The 15,035-nt window shown below is 72.8% G+C and carries 14 protein-coding genes and 1 pseudogene; 8 read left to right on the top strand and 7 right to left on the bottom strand.

Annotated elements, in window-relative coordinates; translation table 11 throughout:
- Positions 1–2: 2 nt before the first annotated feature.
- The 3 genes from VQ03_RS10130 to VQ03_RS10120 form a co-directional block, all read right to left on the bottom strand.
- Positions 3–917, bottom strand: coding sequence for an SDR family oxidoreductase (locus VQ03_RS10130; RefSeq protein WP_048450753.1), 915 nt, complete (start codon positions 915–917; stop codon positions 3–5).
- A gap of 274 nt (positions 918–1,191) precedes the next feature.
- Positions 1,192–3,297, bottom strand: coding sequence for an acetate--CoA ligase family protein (locus tag VQ03_RS10125; protein ID WP_048450752.1), 2,106 nt, complete (start codon positions 3,295–3,297; stop codon positions 1,192–1,194).
- Entirely contained in the window at positions 3,284–4,522 is a 1,239-nt protein-coding gene (locus VQ03_RS10120; RefSeq protein WP_048450751.1) for an ABC transporter substrate-binding protein, read from the bottom strand. The genes VQ03_RS10125 and VQ03_RS10120 overlap by 14 nt, the downstream gene beginning before the upstream one ends.
- Before the next feature lie 117 nt (positions 4,523–4,639).
- Between VQ03_RS10120 and VQ03_RS10115 the strand changes: the two genes are divergently transcribed.
- Both VQ03_RS10115 and VQ03_RS10105 read left to right on the top strand, forming a co-directional pair.
- A complete protein-coding gene (locus VQ03_RS10115; protein WP_053078488.1) occupies positions 4,640–5,545 on the top strand; it encodes an IclR family transcriptional regulator in 906 nt (301 codons plus the stop codon).
- Between the two features lie 298 nt (positions 5,546–5,843).
- Entirely contained in the window at positions 5,844–6,251 is a 408-nt protein-coding gene (locus VQ03_RS10105; protein WP_048450749.1) for an MmcQ/YjbR family DNA-binding protein, read from the top strand.
- Between the two features lie 185 nt (positions 6,252–6,436).
- On the opposite strand, the gene VQ03_RS10100 is transcribed toward VQ03_RS10105, so the two are convergent.
- Positions 6,437–6,670 (bottom strand): hypothetical protein, encoded by a 234-nt coding sequence (locus VQ03_RS10100; protein ID WP_048450748.1) that lies wholly within the window; start codon positions 6,668–6,670, stop codon positions 6,437–6,439.
- A gap of 192 nt (positions 6,671–6,862) precedes the next feature.
- Between VQ03_RS10100 and VQ03_RS10095 the strand changes: the two genes are divergently transcribed.
- Complete coding sequence (locus VQ03_RS10095; RefSeq protein WP_048450747.1) at positions 6,863–7,783, top strand: oxidoreductase; 921 nt, start codon at positions 6,863–6,865, stop codon at positions 7,781–7,783.
- Positions 7,784–7,788: 5 nt separating this feature from the next.
- Here VQ03_RS10095 and VQ03_RS10090 read toward each other — a convergent pair whose 3' ends face one another.
- The gene (locus VQ03_RS10090; RefSeq protein ID WP_425350052.1) at positions 7,789–8,205 is read right to left on the bottom strand and encodes a phospholipase A2 family protein; all 417 of its coding nucleotides are present in this window, start codon (positions 8,203–8,205) and stop codon (positions 7,789–7,791) included.
- A gap of 157 nt (positions 8,206–8,362) precedes the next feature.
- On the opposite strand from VQ03_RS10090, the gene VQ03_RS10085 reads away from it, so the two are divergent.
- Both VQ03_RS10085 and VQ03_RS10080 read left to right on the top strand, forming a co-directional pair.
- On the top strand, positions 8,363–8,602 hold the full coding sequence (locus tag VQ03_RS10085; RefSeq protein WP_048450745.1) for a hypothetical protein: 240 nt from the start codon (positions 8,363–8,365) through the stop codon (positions 8,600–8,602).
- Positions 8,603–8,794: 192 nt separating this feature from the next.
- Positions 8,795–10,033, top strand: a complete 1,239-nt coding sequence (locus VQ03_RS10080) for a DUF2254 domain-containing protein (RefSeq protein ID WP_048450744.1) — start codon at positions 8,795–8,797, stop codon at positions 10,031–10,033.
- Here VQ03_RS10080 and VQ03_RS10075 read toward each other — a convergent pair.
- Entirely contained in the window at positions 10,024–11,892 is a 1,869-nt protein-coding gene (locus VQ03_RS10075; protein WP_083467904.1) for an ABC transporter ATP-binding protein, read from the bottom strand. The genes VQ03_RS10080 and VQ03_RS10075 overlap by 10 nt on opposite strands.
- 187 nt (positions 11,893–12,079) lie before the next feature.
- Here VQ03_RS10075 and VQ03_RS10070 point away from each other — a divergent pair, with 187 nt between their 5' ends.
- The 3 genes and pseudogenes from VQ03_RS10070 to VQ03_RS35260 form a co-directional block, all read left to right on the top strand.
- Positions 12,080–12,349: a hypothetical protein gene (locus VQ03_RS10070; RefSeq protein WP_048450743.1), complete on the top strand. Its 270-nt coding sequence runs from the start codon at positions 12,080–12,082 to the stop codon at positions 12,347–12,349.
- 92 nt (positions 12,350–12,441) lie between these two features.
- Complete coding sequence (gene ilvD / locus VQ03_RS10065) at positions 12,442–14,271, top strand: dihydroxy-acid dehydratase (RefSeq protein WP_048450742.1); 1,830 nt, start codon at positions 12,442–12,444, stop codon at positions 14,269–14,271.
- Positions 14,272–14,275: 4 nt separating this feature from the next.
- Positions 14,276–14,827: pseudogene (locus tag VQ03_RS35260) on the top strand (DNA glycosylase AlkZ-like family protein); the annotation flags it as partial.
- On the opposite strand, the gene VQ03_RS31770 reads toward VQ03_RS35260, so the two are convergent.
- A partial coding sequence (locus VQ03_RS31770; protein ID WP_208605494.1) for a DNA glycosylase AlkZ-like family protein occupies positions 14,802–15,035 on the bottom strand: 234 nt, incomplete at its 5' end. The pseudogene VQ03_RS35260 and the gene VQ03_RS31770 overlap by 26 nt on opposite strands.

Genomic DNA, 15,035 nt, shown 5'->3' with positions numbered 1-15,035 from the left:
GGTCACACCGGGTCCCAGGAGAAGACGTCGGGGCTGCGGTCGAGGGGGGCGAGGTGGCCGGAGAGCGCCGGCATGCCGTGCTCGGCGATGGTCTCCGGCGTCCAGCCCTCGGAGCGCTGCACGCCGCGCACCGGGCGGGGATGGTTGAAGATGAACAATTCGTTGTGGCGGGCGGCGAAGATCTGGCCGGTGATGGGGCTCGCGGCGTCGGAGGCGAGGAAGACCGCGAGCGGCGCGTTCTTCTCCGGCCCCATCGCCTGGAGCTTGGCGACGCGGGCCTTCTGCTCCGGGGTCTCGGCGGGGATCGAGCTCGTCATCCGGCTCCAGGCGAAGGGCGCGATGCAGTTCGAGCGCACGCCGAAGCGGCCCATGTCGAGGGCGATCGATTTCGACAGGGCGGCGATCCCGAGCTTGGCCGCCGAGTAGTTCGCCTGGCCGAGATTGCCGATCAGGCCCGAGGTCGAGGTCATGTGGATGTAGGCGCCCGAGCCCTGGCGCCGGAAGGTCTCGGCGGCGGCGCGGGAGACGAAGAAGCTGCCGTTGAGGTGGACGTTGATGACCGACAGCCACTCCTCGGGCGTCATCTTGTGGAAGATCTGGTCGCGCAGGATGCCGGCATTGTTGACCACGATGTCGAGGCGGCCGAAGGCGTCGAGCGCCGTCGCCACCATGCGTCGCGCCGCCTCCCACTCGGCCACCGTGTCGGCGCTGACCACCGCCTGCCCGCCGCGCTGCTCGATGATGGCGCGGGTCTGCTCGCCCGGCGTCGCCGAGGTCTCGCCGACGCCGCTCAAGGTGGCGCCGACATCGTTGACCACCACCTTGGCGCCGGCGAGCGCCATGGCGAGGGCGATTTCCCGCCCGATGCCGCCCCCGGCCCCGGTGACGAGCGCGACCTTGCCGTCCAGCATGCCCATGGGGCTCCTCCTCTCGAAAACCTCGTCGATCGACGCGGCAAGTCGAACCGACACACCGATCGATGACGCATTCCGTCATCCCGAGTTCTCGGCTGCGCCGAGCCCCGGGTGACGGCGATGCGGGCGGGATCGGTCACGGGATGGCTGTCCCTCGACGGCCGCACCGCCGCCCATAACCCGCTCCCCTCTCCCACCCCGCGCACGGGTGCTTCGCCCTCGCGGCGGGGTCCCCTCCCCCGCAGAAAGGGGGGAGAGGACCCCGTCCCGCAACCGCTCACCCGGCCTCCCCCACCTCGATCACCGCATCCGCCGCGAAGGCTCCCTCCGGCAGGGCGAAGACCGGGTTGAGGTCGATGGAGCGCAACCGCGGCCCCGCCGCCACCGCGAGGACCGAGAGGCGGGACAGCATCCGGGCGAGAGACGCGACATCGCAGGGCGGCCGGCCTCGGGCCCCGGTGAGCAGGGGCGCCGCCTTGATCGAGCGGATCATCGCCGCGGCGACGTCCTCGCCGAACGGGCAGCGCCGGAAGACCACGTCGCGCATGATCTCGACGAAGACCCCGCCGAGGCCGACCATCGCCACCGGGCCGAAGACCGGGTCGCGCTGGATGCCCATGATGCACTCGACCCCGCCCTTGACCTGGCGCGCCACCAGCACGCCCTCGATCCGGGCCGTCGGCGCGTGGCGGGCGGCCCGCTCCAGGAGGGTGGCGTAGCCGCGCCGGACCGCCTCGGCGTCGGCGACGTCGAGGAGCACGCCGCCGATCTCGGTCTTGTGCAGGATGTCCGGCGACAGGATCTTCATCACGACGGGGAAGCCGAAGGAGTCGGCCGCCGCGACCGCCGCCGCCTCGTCGGTGCACACGGCCTCCGGCACCGTCGCGATGCCGGCCGCGGCGAGCAGGCGTTTGGCCTCGGCCTCGCTCGGGGTGGCCTCCGGCAGCACGACGGCCTCCCCCACCGGGGGCGCGACCGGCTCGGCGGCCGCGAAGCTCGCGCCCAGGCGCCCCATCGCGTCGAGGGCCACCACCGCCCGGGCCGGGTCCTCGTAGAGCAGGTAGCCGTCGGCCTCGTATTCGCGGTTGCGCTCCGGCGAGGCGAGAACCGAGAGGGCGTAGAGCCGGTCCGGGTGGCGCGCCTTGACGGCGTTGAGCTGGGCGCGGATCGCCGGGGCCATGCTGGGGGCGCCGCCGATCTGGGTGAAGAAGGCGAGGATCGAGGAATAGCCGCCGTCGGCGATCATCGATTCGGTGAAGCGGCCGATCAGCGACAGGTCGTTGAAGGCCTGTGCGGTGCAGTCGACCGGGTTGCGCGGCGCGGCGATCGGCAGGATCGCCTTCAGCCGGTCTTGCGCCTCCTCCGGCATCGGGGGCATCGGCAGGCCCACGGCCTCGGCGGCATCCGAGATCAGGACGCCGGCCCCGCCCGAGATGGTGATGACGCCCAGGCTGTTCGGCACCGGGTAGATCCGCCGCGTCGCCGCATAGGCGATGTCGATCAGCTCCTCGGTCGAGCGGGCCCGGATCGCGCCGTGCTCGGCCAGCACCGCGGAGACGACCGCGTCGTTGCCGGCGATCGAGGCGGTGTGCGACTGCGCCGCCGCGCTGCCGATCGCGCTGCGGCCGACCTTCATCACGATCACGGGCTTTCGCGCCCGCCGGGCCGCCGCCAGGGCGGCCGCGAAGGCCGGCCCGTCCGAGACGCCCTCCGCATAGGCCATGATGACGTCGAGGTCGTCGTCCCGCGCCATCCAGCCGATCGCGTCGGCGACCGAGAGGTCGGCCTCGTTGCCGGTGGTGACCAGCATCGCGGTGCCGATGTGGCGGTTGCGGCAGGCGGTGAAGAGGTGGGTGCCGTAGGCGCCCGACTGGCTGGCGATGCCGATCCGCCCGGGCAGCGGCAGGCCGCCTTCCAGGGAGGCGGAGAAGATCGGGTAGAAGCCGGTGGCGGCGTTGAACAGGCCGAGGCAGTTGGGACCGAGGAGCCGCATCCCGTGCCGCCGCGCCGCCGCGACGAGCGCTCCCTGCGCCTCCGCCCCGGCCTCGCCGGTCTCGGCGTAGCCCGCCGTGAACATCACGGCGAAGCGCGTGCCGCGCGCGCCCAGCTCCTCGACCGCCCGGAGCGCCGCCGCGCCCGGCACCGCGATCACGGCGACGTCGGGGGCCTGCGGCAGGTCCGCGACGGAGGGGTAGCAGGCCAGTCCCTGCACCTCGGCCCGGTTCGGGTTCACCGGCAGGATCGCGCCCTGGAAGCCGGCGCGCAACATGTAGGCGATCGGCCGGCCGCCGATGCGGGTCGGGTCGGCGGAGGCGCCGACGATCGCGACCGCGCCGGGCCGGACCAGCGCGGCGAGATCGGCAGCGCGCTCAGTTCCGGACATAGGGGCATCCGCCTTCGCCGAGCGGCCGGAACGCCTCATCGCCCGGAACCGTGGTGACGAGTTCGTAGAGGTCCCACTTGCCCGTCGACTGGGACGGCTTCTTGAAGCGCATCAGGTACATGTCGTGGACCATGCGGCCATCGGCCCGGACCTTGCCGCCTTGCGCGAAGAAGTCGTTCACCGGCGTCTCGCGCATCTTCGCCATCACGGCGGCGGCCTCGGTGGTGCCGGCGGCCTTCACCGCCCCGAGATAATGGGTGATCGCCGAGGTCACGCCGGCCTGGTAGGCGGTCGGCATCGCCTTGCGGCGGGCATGGAACCGCTCGGCATAGGCCCGGGTCTCCGGGGTGCGGTCCCAGTAGAAGCTGTCGGTGAACAGCGCGCCCTGCACCACGTCGAGGCCGAGGGAGGCGACGTCGGTCAGGGTCACCTGCAACGCCGCGATGGTCTTGTCCGACTGGGTCAGGCCGAATTCGTGCGCCTGCTTGACCGCGTTGGCGAAGTCGCTGCCCGCATTGGCCAGCGCGATCACCTGGGCGGGCGAACTCTGCGCCTGGAGCAGGAAGGACGAGAAGTCGGGATTGTTGAACGGGTGGCGGACCTTGCCGAGAACCTGCCCGCCCGCGGCCTCGACCGCGCGGGCCGCGTCGCGCTCCAGCGCGTGGCCGAAGGCGTAGTCGGCGGTGAGGAAATACCAGGATTTCTCGCCGCGGGCGACCAGCGTCTTCGCAGTGGCGTTCGACGAGGCGTAGGTGTCGTAGGTCCATTGCACGCTGGTCGGCGAGCACGACTTGCCGGTGAGGTCGGACGAGCCGGCGCCCGAGATCAGGAAGATCTTGTTGCGCTCGCGCGTCACCGCCTGGACCGCGAGCGCGACCGCGGAGTTCACGCCCTCCGCCACCACGTCGACGCCCTTTGTGTCGATCCAGTTGCGCACGATGGTAGAGGCGATGTCGGGCTTGTTCTGGTGGTCGGCCGAGATGATCTCGATCCGCTTGCCGAGCACGGTCGGGCCGAAATCCTCGACGGCGATCTGGGCGGCGGCGACCGAGCCCTCGCCGTTGCCCTCGCTGTACTGGCCGCTCATGTCGGTGATGATGCCGATCCGCAGCACGTCGCCATCGGCGCGGGCCGCGGAGGCGGCGAAGAGCGCGGTCGCGGCGCAGAGCGCCCGCAGCGTCGCACCGGCGCAGGGCGCCGTCCGGGCCCGTCGGGTCCGTGCCATCCTGGTCCTCCCATGATGTCCGACCCGTTGCCCCGGGCCGTGCGCGGATCGTCGTTTTCATTCCGTCCGCTGAACGATATTCTGTACCGTAAACGAAGGGCGCGGCAAGGGGGCGGCGTGGTGGAGCGCGGCGAGGCGGGCGTGGACCGGGCGGCGGTGATGGAGGTCGGCCGCGAGGTCGGGGCCGTGACGCAGGCCGCGGCGATCCTGCGGGCGGTCGCGGGCGCGCGCGAGGCGCTCGGCGTCACGGCGATCGCCCGGGCCGCGGGGGTCAGCCCCTCGACGACGCTCAACATCCTGCGCACCCTGGTGGGCGAGGGCTTCGTCGCGCTGGTGCCGGACACCAAGACCTACCGGCTCGGCCTCGGCCTGCTGGAGGTGGCGCGCCCGCTCCTCAACCGCTCGGACGTGGAGCTGCTGCAACCGGGGCTGCAGCAGGTCGCGACGGAGTTCGAGGCGACGACGAGCGTCTGGCAGGTGGCGCCCGACGACAAGGCGCTGCTCCTCGGGCGGATCGTGCCGGCGAGCGGCATCCACATCGAGTTCCGCCTCGCCACCCGAATCCCGGCCTATGCGGGCGCGATCGGCCGCGCCGTGGCGGCGGCGGGCCAGGCTGCCGGCGGGTTGCCGCGCGCCACCCTGCGGGCCCGCTTCGGGGCGATCCGCTGGCACGTGCCGGTGCCGTTCGAGACCTTCCTGGAGGAGGTCGAGGCCTCCGCAGCCCGGGGCTACGCCGTCGATGCCGGCCATCTCATCCGCGGCGTCACCTCCGTCGCCGCCGCCCTGTGCGACCGTCACCAGCGGCCGCGCCTCGTCGTGGCGGCGCACCTGTTCCAGGGGCAATTGACGGAGGAGCGGCTTCAGGCGCTGGGCTCGGCCTTGCGCGGGCTGGTCGCGGCGGCACAGCCGGCGATGTTCGGGGTGGTGGAAGCGGGCGGGGCCGCGGCGGCGCGGCGTCGGGCGATGAACGCGGCAGCACCGTCGCCTCGTGCCGCCGACGGACCGCCTCGATCGGCGCCGTGACGCTGTCGACGGTCTCGGTGAAGCCCGCGCGGCGGATCATGCCCATGTCGGACGATAGGTCGACCGCCACCGCCACCGCCCCGGCCGAGCCGTGCGGGTGGCGGGACAGGGCGCGGGCGCGCCAGCCGGGCGCCGCGGCGAGCGCCTCCATCGGCGCCTTGCCGATGATGCCGCTGGCTCCGCCGACCAGGGCCGTTCGGGCCTCGGTCATCGTATGCTGCACCTGCCTGCGGGACCGGTCGACCGGAAGGCAACTTTCCCCGGCTGGCCCGGATCCCGTCGACCGCGTTGACGGGAGATGAGGAGATGTCCCCGCCGCGAGACCGCGTCCCGAAAACCTTCGGTCTGGTTCGAGGTCGCCCGCCGGGCGGCGGCCACCCTGCCGGGTGTCACGGAGCACGCGGGCGCGGCCGGGCCGGTCTTCCGGATCGGCCGGCGGCGGCTCGCCTGGCTGGCGGAGGACGGGGTATCGCTGGTGGTGGGAATCGAGGAGGACGAGCGGGCGATGCTCGTCGCGGCCGAGCCCCGGACCTTCGCGGCAGCGAAGGCCGCGGGCGGGCGCCCGATGGTGCGCATCCATCTCGCCTATGCCGATCCCGGCACCCTGGCGCGCCTCCTCGCGCAAGCGGCCCTCACCCTGACCGGGACCGGAGCCGACACGATGCGCGAACGATGCGCCGTGACCACCCGGGACGGCGCGGACTGAACCGGCATCGAGGCGCCGGCCGAGCTGCCGGAGGCGGCGAAGGCGGGCTCGCCGGCGAGGACCGCCGGCCTGTTCGAACCGCCGCTCGGCCCGATCCTCGGCCGCCTCATGTGCCACGGTGGGACAGCGTGGGTGAGGCGAGGATCGATCCCCCGTGACACCCCGGAGCCGTGTCGAAGGGGCTCTCACGCCGCCGGCGGCTCGGGCAGGTAGCCGGCCGCGCGCAAAGCCGCCTCCACGGCATCGCACAAGGCCACTTCGGGGTCGTCGTTGACCGCCTGCGGGGGGACGAGCGGGACCATCGGGGGAAACCGCACTACCGCCTCCGGCGGAGCGGCCAGGACCGTCTCCTCCGGCACGGCATCGCTGCCGTCGGGCAGCTTGGGCGGACGCAGGGTGGAGATCAGCCGGCCGATCATGCGGGTCCCTCACGTCCTCCGGTGTATCAACGCCCGATGATGCAGGCTAGGCGTGCAAGGCCAGTCCCTGCAAGAACGCCGGGCGAGCGTGCAAGGAACGTGCATGGAGGCGGTTGCGATCCCCGCCCGCCCTCTTCCCGCCGGCGATCATGCCCCCATCTTGGGCTCTCCCGAGAGCGAAGGAGCGCGCGGATGCCCTGGACCACCGCCCTGATCCCGCCGCAGGCCGGGCGCCGCGCCATCGTCACCGGCGCGACGAGCGGCATCGGCTACGAGGCGGCCCTGGCGCTCGCCGGCGCCGGAGCCGAGATCGTGATCGCCGCCCGGGACTTGGGGAAGGCCGAGGCGGCCGCGGCGGCGATCCGCCGGACGCATCCGGCGGCGCTTGTCGAGACCCGTCCCCTCGACACCGCGCGCCTCGCCTCGGTGCGGGCCTTCGCGTCGGCCTGGCGGGCCGAGGGCCGGCCGATCGACATCCTGCTCCTGAATGCCGGCATCGCCGCGGTGCCGCGGCGCGAGGAGACCGAGGACGGGTTCGAGCGCCAGCTCGCCACCAACTATCTCGGTCACTTCGCCCTCACCGGCCTGCTCTGGCCGAGCCTGCGGCAAGGAGACGGCACCCGCATCGTGGCGGTGGCGAGCATCGCTCATCGCTCCGGCACCATCGCCTTCGACGACCTGCAGCTGCGCCGCGCCTACGGGCCGCAGAGCGCCTACCGCCAGACCAAGCTCGCGATGCTGATCTTCGCCCTCGCGCTCGACCGGCGGCTGCGCGCCGCCGGGTCGCCCATCCGGTCGGTCGCCGCCCATCCCGGGGTCGCGGCGACCGCCATCGCCCGGCGCGGCGACCGGGCCGGGCCCCTGGCGGAGCGCGTCGGGGCCGGCCTGCTCGGGCTGATCGGCCAGTCGGCGGCGCGCGGCGCCCTGCCCCTGCTCTACGCCGCCACGGCGCCGGAGGCGGAAGGCGGGCGCTATTACGGACCGGACGGCGTGTGGGAGATCCGCGGCCACCCGGCGCCGGCGAAGGTCGAACCCCATGCCGCCGATCCCGAGGCGGCGGCGCGGCTCTGGGCCCTGTCCGAGGCGCTGACGGACGTGACCTATCCGCTCTGACGGCGCTACTCGTCGTCCTCGTCGATCGACGGGGCCGGGTCCGTGTGCCCGATCGGCCTCAGGGCCGGGGCCGCGATGGACGGAGCCGCCGCCACCTGCGAGCGCGACGGGATCATGCCGGCCGCGAAGGCGACGAAGCCCGCCGCGTCGCGCAGGTCCGCGGGCTGGTGCGGGTCGCGGGAGATCAGCTCGGCCTCGCGCTGCAGGCGGGCGTTGCAGGCCGCCGAGGGCAGCCCGCCGCGGGGCGTGCAGGCATCGTGCCGGGCGCAGGCCGCGTCGAGGGCGTCGATCGGCGGCAGGGGCGCGTTGTTGCCCGGGCCGCAGTAATTGCCGTGGATGAGGAGCGCCGGCGGACGGCCGGATTGCGCCAGGGCGGGCGCAGCGAGGCCGCAGGCGAGGACGAGCGGAACGGTGAATCGCATCAAACTGATCCCTCCGGTTGCGCCGGCCAACGGTAGCGCACACCGGGGGTTCCTGTCTTGCGTCCAACGGTCTCGCTTCGGGGCCGGCGTCGTCGGATTGCAGGCTTGGAGCGGGTGAAGGCTTGCCGGCCGCCCCCGCGTGCCAAATGTAGGGCCGATGATCGCATTCGAATCCGATACGCCCAGGTCCGACCCATACGGGTCCCGCGAGCCGTCGGACGGCGGGCCGACTCTCGACGCGGCGAGCCGGGAGCGGCTCGGCCGCTACCTCCAGGCCCTGTACGAACCCGTGCTCGACGAGGGGCTCGACCCGCGCCTCGCCGAGCTGCTCCACCAGCTCGACCGCGACCGGGCCGAGCGGGAGGGCGATGCCTCGCCCGAAAGGCCTGACCATTGACGACGACCCGCACCGGTCCCGTCGCATCGGCACGGCTGCTCTGGAGCATCGTCCGACGCGGTGGATCCCGGTTCGTCGTGGACAAGGCGGCACGATCGAGGACGTGGAGCGGCGCGCGAGCACAACGCGATCGGGCGCCGCTCCGGATTCTCCGGCTGGGGATCGCGGGAGATCCCGCACGGACGAGGGCAGATGGGCCGCTGGGCATGGATCGGTAGGCGGGTCGTCCGGCAGGTCTGGTTCCGGGCGGCGCTGATCAGCCTGTTCGGCGTCGGCCTCGCGGTCGTGGCGGCCTTCGTCGGGCCGCTCCTGCCGGCGGATATGCACGGCCAGCTCGGGCAGGACGCGGTCGGGACGATCCTCCAGATCATGGCCTCGAGCATGCTGGCGGTGACGACCTTCTCGCTCACGGCGATGGTCAGCGCCTACGGCTCGGCGACCCAGCTCGCGACGCCGCGGGCGACGCAGCTCCTGATCGGCGATCCGACCTCGCAGAACGCGCTCTCGACCTTTCTCGGCGCCTTCGTGTTCTCGGTGGTCGGCATCATCGGACTGCAGTCGAGCGCCTACGGCGACAGCGGGCGCGTGGTCCTGTTCTCGGGCACCGTGCTGATCGTCGCGGTGGTGGTCGTCACGCTCCTGCGCTGGATCGGCCACATCACCGGGTTCGGGCGGATGGGCGACGTGATCGACCGCGTCGAGGATGCCGCCGTCGCGGCGATGCAGGCCTTCGCCGCCGACCCGCGGCTCGGCGGCCGGCCGGCGGTCGCGGTGTCGGCCGGCGCGAAACCGGTCTTCGCGAAGGCGACCGGCTACGTCACCCATATCGACGTGGCCTCCCTCGGGGTGCGCGCGGAGCAGCACGGCCTCGTCGTCCACGTTGCAGCCCTGCCGGGCACCCTCGTCCACCCGACCCGGCCGCTGCTATACGTCGAGGGCGACCTCGGAGAAGAGGGCGGGACCCTGGCCACGACCCTGGCAAAGGCCTTCGCGATCGAGCGGCACCGGCGCTTCGAGCAGGATCCGCGCCTCGGCCTGGTCGCCCTGTCCGAGATCGCGAGCCGCGCGCTGGCGCCGGCCACCAACGATCCCGGCACTGCGATCGAGGTGCTGAACGCCCTTCTGCGCGTGCTGCTGCACCTGCCGCCCGACGAGCCGGAAGGCGAGGAGCTGGCCGGGCGGCCCCCCGTCCGCGTGCCCCGCCCGACACTCGACGACATGCTGACCGATGCCTTCCGGCCGCTGATCCGCGAGGGCATGGCGGAGATCGAGGTGACGATCCGCCTCGCCAAGACGCTTCGGGCCTTGCGCGCCGCGCGCCCCTACGCGGCGCCGTCCATCGCCCGTATCGTCGAGCGCCTGGACCGGGCCGCCCGCGAGCAGATCACCGATGCGGCCGACCTCGCGGATTACGAGGCGGCTCAGCGGTAGCCGGCGGCCTGAAGCTCGAACAGCTCGGCGTAGCGGCCTCCCCGCGCCACCAGCGCCGCGTGGGTCCCCTCCTCCAGCACCGTCCCGCCGGCCAGCACCACGATCCGGTCGGCCCGGCGCACCGTGGAGAAGCGGTGCGAGATGAGGAGCGCGGTGCGCCCGGCCGCGAGGTCGGCGAAACGGCGAAACACCTCGGCCTCGGCCCCGGCATCGAGGGCCGCCGTCGGTTCGTCGAGGACCAGGAAAGCCGCGTCGCGCCGGTAGGCCCGGGCGATCGCCACCTTCTGCCACTCGCCGCCGGACAGCTCGACCCCGTCCTCGAAGCGACGGCCGAGGCGCTGGTCGTAAGCCGCCGGCAGCCGCTCGATCACCGCATCGGCGAGCGCCCGCCGGGCCGCCGCCGCGATGCCGTCCCGGTCCGCCCGCGCCTCGATGCGCCCGACCGCGATGTTGTCGCCCGCCGTGAAGTCGAACCGCATGAAGTCCTGAAAGATCACGCCGATCCTGGCCCGCAGGGAGTCGATGTCGTACTCGGCGAGGTCGTGGCCATCGAGCAGGATGCGCCCCTCCGTCGGGGCGTAGAGGCGGGCGAGCAGCTTGACGACCGTGGTCTTGCCGGCGCCGTTCTCGCCCACCAGCGCCACCACCTCGCCGGCCCGGATGCGCAGGCACAGGTTCCGCACCGCCCAGCGGCTCTCGCCCGGATAGCGGTAGCCGACATCCTCGAACACGAAGCCCTCGCGCAGGCGCTCCGGCACCGGCCGCGACCCGGAGCGGATCGTCGGCGCGATGGTGAAGAACGAGAACAGGTCGTCGAGATACTGCGCCTGGCCGAGGAGCTGCGAGGCGCCGAGCAGCAGCCCCTCGACGAGGCCGCGCAGGCGCAGGAATGCGCCGCCCAGGAAGGTGAGGTCGCCGACGGTGAGCGTGCCGGAGAGCGCCTCCCCGGCGATGACGAGGTAGGCGGCGTAGTAGGCGAGGGTGCCGAGCGTCGCGAAGGCGCCGCCGGCGAGCGCCCGGTGCCGGGCCAGGTCCCGGTTCTCGGCGAGCAGCCGGCCGGCGAGATCGCGGAAGCGCTCGGCGAGGTGGGAGGCCAAGCCGAACAGCTTCACCTCCTTGGCGCTGTGCGCGTCGGCGCCGAGATAGCGCAGGTAATCGGTCTCGCGCCGGTCCGGGCTGCGGCGCCAGGCGAGGCGGTAGCCGCGGGCGTTGAAGTGCAGCTCGTTGAGGAAGGCCGGGATCAGGGCCAGCACCAGGAGCAGCACCAGCCCCGGCAGCATCGTGCCGACCGCGACGGCCAGCGTGACGGCGGTGACGAGGTCCTGGAATTGGCCGAGCAGCTGGCCGATGAGGTTCGAGCGCCAGGCGACCTGGCGCCGGGCCCGCTCCAGCTGGTCCTGCACCGCGCTGTCCTCGAACTGCTCGAGGTCGAGGGCGGCCGCATGGGCCATCAGCCGCAACGTCGTGGCGTTGCCGACCTTCTCGGCCAGCACCCCGTCGACGTAGGAGGTCGCCCGCCCGAGCAGGTCCGAGGCGACCGCCAGGCCGAGCTCGATCCCGACGAGGAGCCCGATGTGGTGCAGCCGCGGATCGGCGAGCCAGCCGTCCGGGGGCGGTGGCGCGGCGCGTCCGGCCACCACGGCATCGACCACGAGCTTGGCGACGTAGAGCATCAGGGCCGGCAGCCCGGCGCGCAGGAGGCGTAAGGCCAGGCTGGCGAGGGTGAGCCGCGGATCGGTCGCGACGGCGAGGCGGAACAGGGCGGGCAGGTGGCGCAAGGGCCCGAGACGGGCGGCGGCGGCGCGGCGCCAGGCGGAGAAGCGGCTGTTGGGGAAGCGGCTGTCGGCGGGGGTGTCCATGGGGCGGATATAGGCGCCCGGCGGCGTGCGGGCTGAACCCTCCCCCGCAGAGAGGGGAGGGTTCGCGTGCGAAACTTCCATGGGCTCCGCTTGCATGGGCTCCGCTTGGACGACGCGTGACCACATCCCGGGAACTTCGCCGCGCGCTCCGCGTCGACTCGGTCGGAGCTTCACAAGGACGAACACCATGCCGGCCCGCCTCCTCACTCCCGTCCTGGCCCTCGCCTTGCTCACCCCCCTCCCCGCCCTCGCGCAGAATGCGGTCAGCGAGACCGGCACCGGCGGCGGCCCGGCCTCGACGATCCGCGCGCCCAATACCAGCGCCGTCGGCCAGACCGTGCCGAAGCCCGGCGCCCTCGGGCCCGACGAGACCGGCACGGTCACCCCGCGCAACCGCCAGGAGGAGAAGCGCGAGGACGCGATCATGAAGGGCATCTGCATCGGCTGCTCGAAGTAGCGGCCTCCGCGGGCCTGATCTGCATTCAGGGACTTGCGGCGGGCGGGGTCGCGGCGGCATGACGCGGGGTGATCGAACCTCGAAGAGTTCCAATGCCCGCCTATCGCTCCCGCACCACCACCCATGGCCGCAACATGGCCGGCGCCCGCGGCCTGTGGCGCGCCACCGGCATGACCGACGCCGATTTCGGCAAGCCGATCATCGCGGTGGTGAACTCGTTCACGCAGTTCGTGCCCGGCCATGTCCACCTGAAGGATCTCGGCCAGCTCGTCGCGCGGGAGATCGAGGCGGCCGGCGGCGTCGCCAAGGAGTTCAACACCATCGCGGTCGATGACGGCATCGCGATGGGCCATGACGGCATGCTCTATTCGCTGCCGTCCCGCGACCTGATCGCCGATTCGGTCGAGTACATGGTCAACGCGCATTGCGCCGACGCCATGGTGTGCATCTCGAACTGCGACAAGATCACCCCCGGCATGCTGATGGCGGCGCTCCGCCTCAACATCCCGGTGGTCTTCGTCTCCGGCGGGCCGATGGAGGCCGGCAAGGTCAACCTCTCGACCGGGATCAAGAAGGTCGACCTCGTCGACGCGATGATCGCCGCCGCCGACGACCGCGTCACCGACGCGGACGTGCAGGTGATCGAGCGCTCGGCCTGCCCGACCTGCGGCTCGTGCTCAGGGATGTTCACCGCCAACTCGATGAACTGCCTCACCGAGGCGCTCGGCCTGTCGCTGCCCGGCAACGGCTCGGTGCTGGCGACCCATGCCGACCGCAAGCGCCTCTTCGTGGAGGCCGGCCACCTCGTCGTCGACCTCGCCAAGCGCTACTACGAGCAGGACGACGCCTCGGTCCTGCCGCGCGCGATCGCCTCGATGACGGCGTTCGAGAACGCCATGACCCTCGACATCGCCATGGGCGGCTCGACCAACACGGTGCTGCACCTGCTGGCCGCCGCCTATGAGGGCGAGGTGCCGTTCACCATGGCCGATATCGACCGGCTGTCGCGCCGGGTGCCGGTCCTGTGCAAGGTCGCCCCGGCCGTCGCCAACGTCCACATGGAGGACGTGCACCGCGCCGGCGGCATCATGGCGATCCTCGGCGAGCTCGACCGGGCCGGCCTGATCGACACGAATGTCGGCAATGTCGGCTCCGGCACCCTCAAGGAGGCGCTGGCGCGCTGGGATGTGCAGCGCACCACGAGCGAGAGCGTGCGCGAGTTCTACCGCGCGGCGCCCGGCGGCGTGCCGACCCAGGTCGCCTTCAGCCAGGCCTCGCGCTGGGACGAGCTCGACCTCGACCGCGAGACGGGCGTGGTGCGCGATGCCGCCCACGCCTATTCGCAGGATGGTGGCCTCGCGGTGCTGTACGGCAACCTCGCCGAGGATGGCTGCATCGTGAAGACCGCGGGCGTGGATGCCAGCATCCTCACCTTCTCCGGCCCCGCCCACGTCTTCGAGAGCCAGGACGCGGCGGTGGAGGGCATCCTGGGCGGCAAGGTCCAGGCGGGCGAGGTGGTGCTGATCCGCTACGAAGGCCCCCGCGGCGGCCCCGGCATGCAGGAGATGCTGTATCCGACGAGCTACCTGAAGTCGAAGGGCCTCGGGAAGGCCTGCGCCCTCGTCACCGACGGGCGCTTCTCGGGCGGCTCCTCGGGCCTGTCGATCGGCCACGTCTCGCCGGAAGCCGCGGAGGGCGGGTTGATCGGCCTCGTCGAGCAGGGCGACCGGATCGAGATCGACATCCCGAACCGGCGCATCCACCTCGCGGTCGATCCCGCCGAGATCGAGCGCCGGCGCGCGGCGCAAAGTGCCAAGGGCTGGCAGCCCGCGGCGCCGCGCAAGCGCAAGGTGAGCGCCGCGCTCCGGGCCTTCGCCAGCATGACCACCAGCGCCGCCCACGGGGCCGTGCGGAAGATCTGATCCGGTGGGGATCGTGCGGCTGACGCCTGTCGAAGCCCGCCGGGTCGCCCTGGCGGCGCAAGGGTTCCATGCCGCACGACCGGCCACGGTCGGTCCCCGCCACCTCGCCGCCACGCTCGACCGCCTCGGCCTGCACCAGATCGACAGCGTCAACGTCCTGGTGCGGGCCCACTACCTGCCGGCCTTCTCGCGGCTCGGCGCCTACGACACGGCCCTCCTCGACCGACGGGCCTGGGGCTCGCGCCGCGACCGGCGGCTGTTCGAGTACTGGGCTCACGAATGCTCGCTGCTGCCGCTGGCGCTGCACCCGCTGCTGCGCTGGCGCATGGAACGGGCCGACCGGGGTGGGGCCGGCTATGCCGGCATGCGGGTCTTCGCGGGCGAGCGCCGCGCGGAGGCGATGGCGCTCCTCGCCCGCTTGCGCGACGAGGGCCCGATGGCGGCCTCCGACGTTCAGACCGGCCGGGCCGGCTGGTGGGAATGGAGCGAGCCCAAGCGCATGCTCGAATGGCTGTTCTACGCCGGCCACGTCACCACCGCGACGAGGCGGCGGCATCGGACGCGTCGAGGCGGAAATAGTCGCGCAGTTCCGCGGCCGTGGCGATCCCGAGCGCCCGGGCGGAGAGGTCGACGAGCTGGGCCTGCGCCTGCGCCTCCGGCACGTCGGGCAGGGAAAGAATGTCCGGCGGAATCACCCGCTCGGTGAGGTCGTAGACCCGCTCGAAGCTGCGCCGCCTCGTCGCGGTGGTGACGTGGCCGGCGTA

This window comes from Methylobacterium tarhaniae (assembly GCF_001043955.1).
GTDB classification, from domain to species: Bacteria; Pseudomonadota; Alphaproteobacteria; order Rhizobiales; family Beijerinckiaceae; genus Methylobacterium; species Methylobacterium tarhaniae.
Note: the sequence above shows the minus strand (reverse complement) of the source record. Positions and strands in the feature narration are given on the sequence as shown.

Bases quoted from the DNA above. Each gene is read 5' to 3' on its own strand.
- VQ03_RS10100 (WP_048450748.1), bottom strand. From the start codon at position 6,670: ATGATCGGCCGGCTGATCTCCACCCTGCGTCCGCCCAAGCTGCCCGAC.
- VQ03_RS10085 (WP_048450745.1), top strand. From the start codon at position 8,363: ATGATCGCATTCGAATCCGATACGCCCAGGTCCGACCCATACGGGTCC.
- VQ03_RS10070 (WP_048450743.1), top strand. From the start codon at position 12,080: ATGCCGGCCCGCCTCCTCACTCCCGTCCTGGCCCTCGCCTTGCTCACC.
- VQ03_RS10120 (WP_048450751.1), bottom strand. From the start codon at position 4,522: ATGGCACGGACCCGACGGGCCCGGACGGCGCCCTGCGCCGGTGCGACG.
- VQ03_RS10095 (WP_048450747.1), top strand. From the start codon at position 6,863: ATGCCCTGGACCACCGCCCTGATCCCGCCGCAGGCCGGGCGCCGCGCC.
- ilvD (WP_048450742.1), top strand. From the start codon at position 12,442: ATGCCCGCCTATCGCTCCCGCACCACCACCCATGGCCGCAACATGGCC.
- VQ03_RS10125 (WP_048450752.1), bottom strand. From the start codon at position 3,297: ATGTCCGGAACTGAGCGCGCTGCCGATCTCGCCGCGCTGGTCCGGCCC.
- VQ03_RS10105 (WP_048450749.1), top strand. From the start codon at position 5,844: ATGAGGAGATGTCCCCGCCGCGAGACCGCGTCCCGAAAACCTTCGGTC.
- VQ03_RS10075 (WP_083467904.1), bottom strand. From the start codon at position 11,892: ATGGACACCCCCGCCGACAGCCGCTTCCCCAACAGCCGCTTCTCCGCC.
- VQ03_RS10080 (WP_048450744.1), top strand. From the start codon at position 8,795: ATGGGCCGCTGGGCATGGATCGGTAGGCGGGTCGTCCGGCAGGTCTGG.
- VQ03_RS10130 (WP_048450753.1), bottom strand. From the start codon at position 917: ATGGGCATGCTGGACGGCAAGGTCGCGCTCGTCACCGGGGCCGGGGGC.
- VQ03_RS10090 (WP_425350052.1), bottom strand. From the start codon at position 8,205: ATGCGATTCACCGTTCCGCTCGTCCTCGCCTGCGGCCTCGCTGCGCCC.